General features: G+C 64.7%; 6 protein-coding genes and 2 pseudogenes. 7 read left to right on the plus strand and 1 reads right to left on the minus strand.

What is annotated here, in order from left to right; translation table 11 throughout:
• The 6 genes and pseudogenes from ABDW35_RS28795 to ABDW35_RS28820 all read left to right on the plus strand — a co-directional run.
• A pseudogene (locus tag ABDW35_RS28795) lies at positions 1-275 on the plus strand (amino acid deaminase); the annotation flags it as partial.
• Positions 275-1,207 (plus strand): SIS domain-containing protein, encoded by a 933-nt coding sequence (locus ABDW35_RS28800; protein WP_343717291.1) that lies wholly within the window; start codon positions 275-277, stop codon positions 1,205-1,207. The pseudogene ABDW35_RS28795 and the gene ABDW35_RS28800, both read left to right, overlap by 1 nt.
• The gene (locus tag ABDW35_RS28805; protein ID WP_343717292.1) at positions 1,200-2,654 is read left to right on the plus strand and encodes a D-aminoacylase; all 1,455 of its coding nucleotides are present in this window, start codon (positions 1,200-1,202) and stop codon (positions 2,652-2,654) included. The genes ABDW35_RS28800 and ABDW35_RS28805 overlap by 8 nt, the downstream gene beginning before the upstream one ends.
• A 149-nt stretch (positions 2,655-2,803) precedes the next feature.
• A complete protein-coding gene (locus tag ABDW35_RS28810; RefSeq protein WP_343717293.1) occupies positions 2,804-3,085 on the plus strand; it encodes a GIY-YIG nuclease family protein in 282 nt (93 codons plus the stop codon).
• 347 nt (positions 3,086-3,432) lie between these two features.
• A complete protein-coding gene (locus ABDW35_RS28815; protein ID WP_343717294.1) occupies positions 3,433-3,576 on the plus strand; it encodes a hypothetical protein in 144 nt (47 codons plus the stop codon).
• A gap of 152 nt (positions 3,577-3,728) precedes the next feature.
• Positions 3,729-4,508, plus strand: a complete 780-nt coding sequence (locus ABDW35_RS28820) for a hypothetical protein (protein WP_343717295.1) — start codon at positions 3,729-3,731, stop codon at positions 4,506-4,508.
• A gap of 499 nt (positions 4,509-5,007) precedes the next feature.
• Here the strand turns inward: ABDW35_RS28820 and ABDW35_RS28825 are convergent, their stop codons facing one another.
• On the minus strand, positions 5,008-6,315 hold the full coding sequence (locus ABDW35_RS28825) for a M20/M25/M40 family metallo-hydrolase (protein WP_343717296.1): 1,308 nt from the start codon (positions 6,313-6,315) through the stop codon (positions 5,008-5,010).
• 244 nt (positions 6,316-6,559) lie between these two features.
• On the opposite strand from ABDW35_RS28825, the pseudogene ABDW35_RS28830 reads away from it, so the two are divergent.
• Positions 6,560-6,791: pseudogene (locus ABDW35_RS28830) on the plus strand (DUF4126 domain-containing protein); the annotation flags it as partial.

The raw sequence follows: 6,791 nt of genomic DNA on the forward strand, positions 1-6,791 counted from the left end.
AGCGCGACGTGTCCTACGACATCGAGCTGCCGATCCCGACCCTGTGGCGCCCCGCCGGCTCCACCGTGTCCCAGCCGGTGCCGGCTGGGGCGGTGCTGAGCGCGATGAACGATCAGCACGCCTATCTCAGGCTGCCCGAGGGCTTCGACCCGCAGGTCGGCGACCTGGTCTGCTGCGGCATCTCCCACCCCTGCACCACCTTCGACAAGTGGCAGGTGATGATGGTGGTGGAGGACGACTACCGCGTCTCGGGCGCGATCCGGACCTTCTTCTGATGGCCTATGTGGTCGACATCGTCTCGCGCCTGCGCCGCATGGAGGCCTCGCTGCGGCCGTCCGAGCAGCGCGTGGCCGAGACGGTGCTGGCCGATCCCGGCTTCGCCACCCGCGCCAGCATCGCCGAGCTGGCGCGGCGGGCGCAGGTCAGCGAACCCTCGGTCACCCGCTTCTGCCGGGCGCTGGGCTGCGACAGCGTGCGCGACTTCAAGGTGCGGCTGGCGCAGAACCTGGCCGTCGCCAGCCCTTATCTGGAGCGCCGCCCGCAGGCGGGGGCGCCGGACGACGTCGCCCAGCTGGCCGACCGGGTGCTGGACAGCGTGATCGAGGCGGTGACCGCCGTGCGCAACCAGCTCGACCCGCAGCCGCTGCGCCAGGCGATCGAGGCGATCGCCAAGGCCCGCCGGCTCGACATCTACGGCGTCGGCGGCGGCTCTCACGCCGTCGGCCACGACGCCTATCTGCGATTCTTCCGCCTCGACCTGCCGACCGATTTCCACGCCGACGCCCAGTTGCAGCGCATGTCGGCGGCGACGCTCGGCCCCGGCGACTGCGTGCTGGCGATCTGCAACTCCGGCCGCTTCCGCGACCTGGTCGAGAGCGTCGAGATCGCCCGGCAATACGGCGCCACCATCGTCGCCCTGACCCGCCCGGACACGCCGCTGGCCCGGGCCGCCGACATCGTGCTGGCCGCCGCCCCGCCCGAGGACAGCGACATCTTCAAGCCGACCGCGTCGCGCCTGGCCCATATGGCAGTGATCGACGTGGTCGCGACCGGCGTCGCCATGCGCCGCGGCCCGACCGCGCTGGAAAGCCTGCGCCGGGTCAAGCTCAGCCTGAGCCAGATCCCCACCATCGATGAGCCGGCGCCCCCTGCGCCGCCCCGCGACTCGTCGCCCCGCCCCGCCCGACGGAAGACCATCCATGCCTGACCGCGCTCCCTACGACCTGCTGCTCCGCAACGGCACCGTGATCGACGGCTCCGGCGCCCCCCGCCGCCAGGCCGATGTCGCCATCCTGGGCGACCGCATCGCCGCCGTGGCCCCGACCGGCAGCATCGCCCCGGCCCAGGCGCGGGACAGCATCGACGTCGCCGGCCGCGTGGTGGCGCCCGGCTTCATCGACGTGCACACCCATGACGACCGGGCGGTGATCGACGGGCCGGACATGCTGCCGAAGATCAGCCAGGGCGTGACCACGGTGGTGGTCGGCAATTGCGGCATCAGCCTGTCGCCGCTGACGCTGAATCGCGCCCCGCCGCCGCCGCTGAACCTGCTGGGCGACCAGTCGGCCTATGAGTTCCCGAGCTTCGCCGACTACCGCGCCCGGCTGGGCGAGGTGGTGCCGGGTGTCAACGTCGCGGCGCTGATCGGCCATTCCTCGCTGCGCATCGGCACCATGGCGGATGTCGGCCGCAAGGCGAATGGCGGCGAGATCGACGCCATGCGGCGCCTGCTGGCCGACAGCCTGGATGCGGGCGCCATCGGCTTCTCCACCGGCCTCTACTACAAGCCGAACGCGGCGGCGGATGCCGACGAGGTGGCGGCGCTGGCCGAGCTGCTGGCCGATCGCGGCGGCGTCTATGCCACCCATATGCGCGACGAGCACGACAAGGTGCTGGAGTCGCTGGAGGAGAGCTTCTCCACCGCCCGCCGCGCCAAGGTGCCGGTGGTGATCTCGCACCACAAATGCGCCGGGCCGCACAATTGGGGCCGCAGCCGCGAGACCCTGCCGGTGATCGAGGCGGCCAGCCGGAACCAGCCGGTCGGGCTGGACGCCTATCCCTACACGGCGGGTTCTACGGTGCTGGACCCGGACCATGTCACCGGCGATATCCGGATCATGGTCGCCTGGTCGAAGGCCAAGCCGGAGATGGCGGGCCGCGACCTGGCCGACATCGCGGCGGAATGGGGCTGCACCGAGAAGGAGGCAGCGGTACGGCTGCACCCGGCCGGCGCCATCTATTTCCAGATGGACGAGGCCGATGTCCGCCGCATCCTGTCCTTCCCGCTGACCATGATCGGGTCGGACGGGCTGCCGCATGACAGCCACCCGCATCCGCGCCTGTGGGGCACCTTCCCGCGCGTGCTGGGCCATTACAGCCGCGACCTCGGCCTGTTCCCGCTGGAAACGGCGGTGCACAAGATGACCGGCCTGTCAGCGATGCGCTTCAACCTGCCGGACCGCGGCCTGGTGCGCGAGGGCCACGCCGCCGACCTGGTAGTGTTCGACCCGACCCACATCGCCGACGCCGCCACCTTCGAGGCGCCGAAGACCCCGTCCAAGGGCCTCGATTTCGTGCTGGTCAACGGCCGGATGTCCTGGCGGGCTGGCGAGACCGAGGTGGATCGGGCGGGACGGTTGCTGGCGCGGGGGTAAGGATCCCCTCGGCCCCCCAAACTGTCATCCTCGGGTTTGACCCGAGGATCCAGGGGCTTTCAAGAGCCGCTCTTCGTGGCCCCTGGATTGCCGGGTCAAGCCCGGCAATGACAGTATGGGATGGGGCAGGACCGGAGGGCCGGCCGCAGATGTACCATGTCTACATCATGGCCAGCGGCCGGAACGGAACGCTTTACATCGGCGTGACCGGTGATCTCGCCCAGCGGGCCTATCAGCATCGGACCGGGGAAATCGACGGCTTCACCAAGCGCTATGCCGCGAAGATGCTCGTCCATGTCGAGCCCTTCGACCGGATCGAGGAAGTGATCCAGCGCGAGAAGTCGCTCAAGCGTTGGCCCAGGCGATGGAAGATCGAGTTGATCGAGACCGAGAACCCGCAGTGGCGGGACCTGTACGAGGATCTTGTTTAGGCGAAGGTGGTTCAGAGCCCAGGACTCTGGTTGAACTGTCGTGTCCCGGCTTGCCTGCGATTGCCCCGTTCAAGAAAACTCGCAACCGAAGCGCGTTTCTCTCAAGCCGATGTTCTATTAAATTGTCATCCTCGGGCTTGACCCGAGGATCCAGGGGCTTTCCAGAGCCGCTCTCGATGGCCCCTGGATTGCCGGGTCAAGCCCGGCAATGACAATGAGGGGAAACCGCACGGACGCTCATCCATGCTCACCATCGAGGCCATCGAGTTCCAGCGCCGCTTCGGCGAGTTTCAGCATCAGGCGCAGCGCGAGCCGGTCGAGATCACCCGCCACGGCAGTTCGTGCTGATGTCGGCCGAGCACTATGACTGGCTGAAGGCAGCTGCGCAGCGAACGCACCGCACGGCCGATAGGGCCGACGTGGTTCTCGCCGCCGTGCAGCGGGCCGAGATGGACCCGGAACACGACTCGCCGGATGAACTGCCGAAGTAAGCCATCGATTGAGACGGCGGTGCGGATGCCCTGGCGCGCTGGCGAGACCGAGGTGGATCGGGCGGGCCGGCTGCTGGTGAGGGGATAGGAAGACTGAGAAGGCGCTATCAGATACACTTAATAGCATAAGGGATCATCTATCAGGATTGATTATGTCAGACCATACAGGTGAATTTATTTCCTTTGAGGATGCCAAGAACTTCCTAGGTATCCCGTTGGATTTTATGCAAGCCCTGATAACTAGCGGCTTGCTAGGATATACTAAAGAAGGAATGCTATTTCGACACTGCGTGGAAGATTTCCAGCGATACGGAACACAATGGAATGAGGCGCTCGGAGAGCGTTCTGCCCATCATGTTTATAACAACTTGCCGATGATCGAGGGAGAGGCACAGCCAGTCGGAACAACAATCCAGGTGAGAATTGCTCCCGGCAATGGAAGTTTGAGCCGAAGCGAAAAAGATACAGGATGGATAGCGCAATTTTACATCAAACCAAATTCATTCTTTTTTCTTGACTCCACAGTCTCAACCCTCGTCTCGCCTATTGGCATTAGGATCTCAAGCCGTCAACAGATCCCCGGAATGCCGAAACCTACATATCTTTGCCCTGATCCACAGGGTGCCTTAGCTATGATAATGATTTTAGGGCAACTGTCAGGATCGGCTGAGAAAGCTTTTCCTACGGCTTACGACATAGCTGCACCCTTATTTGATGAACTATCATTCACCTATGATCAGCCACTACCTATCGCCCATGTCGTTCTAATAGGCATCCCCTCAGGTACAATCTACCTCAGTTTCCCAAAACCTCCGCCGATAGGCTCTATAGAACCGGGATCAATCATATTGCCAAAATGTCCATTTCCTGAATTAGAGGATGCAACGTCTCTTTACAGAGAAGCTATTTCATCTAATAATCCATTCCATTAGTTTCTTACTTTTTGGAAATGCTATGAGATACAACTCAGGTCAGAGCTGATTGGCGTTCTCGGAAGCATGGGAAACGATCAGATTCCCGGCATGATATTTGTACTGAACCGGAGGTATTTCCAAGAACATTTGCATTCGACAATTTCGGTGGGCTAAGTTTTGGTGATGCAAAGGAACGCCTTCGTGCATCTCACCGAAATGCGGTTGCCCACGGGACTCTCGAAAAAGGAAGACCACGAACAGGAGCCACGGCCAAAGGCTATATGGACATGGCCCATAATATTCTCGTTATACGATACATGGCTCGAATCACATTGATGAACACAAGAGCCTGTTTGGCTTCATTACCGGGAAAGCCGTAACCAGACACGAGCCAAAAGAACAGCGCAGTTCAACATGCGGTTTGTCAACCGGGCAGCGACGGCGCTGCGCTAAACTTCGATGATAAGCGCCGGCCGGCAGTGAAACCGCCGCCAGCCGGTTGCTCACCGAATGTAGATCACTCCATCCCGGCCGTGGCCAGGATCGTGGCCAAGCTGGTCGCCATGCCCTTCAGCATTGGCGCCTTCTCGATGTCCATCCACTCGTCCAGCGAATGCGACCGGCCGCCCTGGCCCGGGCCGTTCTTGCCCAGCGTCACCGCCGGGATGCCGAGGCTCCAGGGGATGTTCGAATCGTTCGACGCCTCCCGCGCGCCCTTGAACTCGTAGCCCGCCGCCTCGATCGAGGCCTTGGCCAGCTGGAACAGCAGCTCGGTCTCGGCGATGGCGCCGGCCGGGCGGTCGCCGATCACCGTCTTCTCCACCGTGATCGCGCCCTCCCTGGTCGACCGGGCCGCGTTCTCGGTCGCCGCCGCCTGGTCGACGACGGCCAGCAGCCGCTGCTCCACCCGCGCCAGCCCGTCGGCGTCGCCGGAGCGCATGTCGACCTCCATCGAGGTCTCGACCGGGATCGAGTTGACCGAGGTGCCGCCCTTCACCACGCCGACATTGTAGGTCACCTTCGGATCCGCCGGGACCTGGGTGCGGGCCAGCAGCGTGATCGCCTCGGCCATGGCATAGGCCGGGTTGACCAGGCCGAAGGCGCCGAAGCTGTGGCCGCCCGGGCCCTTGTAGGTGATGCGGTAGCGCTTCGAGCCGACGCCGGAGCTGGTGAAGGTGTCGGCCGACCCGGCCTCGATCGAGAAGAAGGCGTCGATCCGGTCCTTGTACTTGCCCTTGGTGAATAGGTGGCGGACGCCGCGCAGGTCGCCCAGCCCCTCCTCGCCCACGGTGCCGACGAACAGGATGTTGGCCTTGTGCTTGATGCCCGCCGCGTCCATGGCGCGGATATAGGCCAGCATCGCCGCCAGGCTGAAGGTGTCGTCGCCGACGCCCGGCGCCATCAGCTTCGTGCCCTCGCGCCGCACCTTCACGTCGGTGCCCTCGGGGAACACGGTGTCGAGATGCGCCGACACCACGACCACGCGGTCGCCGCCGCCGGTGCCGCGGCGCAGGCCGAGGACGTTGCCCTCCTCGTCGATCCCGACATCGGCCAGCCCGGCGCCGCGCAGCAGCTCGGCGAAGGCCTTGGCCCGCGCCTCCTCCTTGAAGGGCGGCGCCGGAATCTCGACCAGCCCGATGCCCTCGGCGATGTAGCCGTCATAGCCCTGGTCGATGTGCTGCACAGCGGCCTTGAAGCCGGCGCTGTCGCGCACCCGCTGGATCTCCGCCTTCGCCTTGGCCGCATTGTCCTGGGCCAAGGCCGGCCAGGAAAAGCCAACCCCGATCGCGGCCGCGAGAATCGCGGCCCGAGTCATGAACGCCATCGTTTCCCCCTTCGTTTCCTTGCAAGCGAAGGCTAGCACCCGCCGGTTTTGCCGGACAATACCTTGCTAGGCTTCAGATCCTCTTTAGAGCCCGAGTCATGATAGAGGATCCATGCGCCCCCGGGATCGAAGGACCATTGTCGGCTCGTCAGGCGAAGCGGAGCCGGACGGGATCGACAGGCGGACGAGGATCGCGGAGGATGGCCGCCGATTTTCAGACCGCGCATTTTCCAGGGAGATTTCCATGCTGCTCCTGGCGTTCCTGATCGGCTGCGTCGCCGGGCTGCGGACGATGACCGCGCCCGCCGCCGTCAGCTGGGCCGCCCATCTCGGCTGGCTGCCGCTTGACGGCACCGGCCTGGCCTTCCTCGGCGCCGCCGTCACGCCCTGGCTGCTGACCGCCGCCGCGATCGCCGAGCTGGTCGCGGACCAGCTGCCGCGGACGCCGAGCCGGAAGGTGCCGCTGCAGTTCGGCA

Origin of the sequence: Inquilinus sp. (genome assembly GCF_039594555.1) — a bacterium.
Taxonomy (GTDB): domain Bacteria; phylum Pseudomonadota; class Alphaproteobacteria; order DSM-16000; family Inquilinaceae; genus Inquilinus.

Excerpts from the sequence above, each read along its gene's own strand:
- ABDW35_RS28800 (WP_343717291.1), top strand. The coding sequence starts at position 275 with ATGGCCTATGTGGTCGACATCGTCTCGCGCCTGCGCCGCATGGAGGCC.
- ABDW35_RS28805 (WP_343717292.1), top strand. The coding sequence starts at position 1,200 with ATGCCTGACCGCGCTCCCTACGACCTGCTGCTCCGCAACGGCACCGTG.
- ABDW35_RS28810 (WP_343717293.1), top strand. The coding sequence starts at position 2,804 with ATGTACCATGTCTACATCATGGCCAGCGGCCGGAACGGAACGCTTTAC.
- ABDW35_RS28815 (WP_343717294.1), top strand. The coding sequence starts at position 3,433 with ATGTCGGCCGAGCACTATGACTGGCTGAAGGCAGCTGCGCAGCGAACG.
- ABDW35_RS28820 (WP_343717295.1), top strand. The coding sequence starts at position 3,729 with ATGTCAGACCATACAGGTGAATTTATTTCCTTTGAGGATGCCAAGAAC.
- ABDW35_RS28825 (WP_343717296.1), bottom strand. The coding sequence starts at position 6,315 with ATGGCGTTCATGACTCGGGCCGCGATTCTCGCGGCCGCGATCGGGGTT.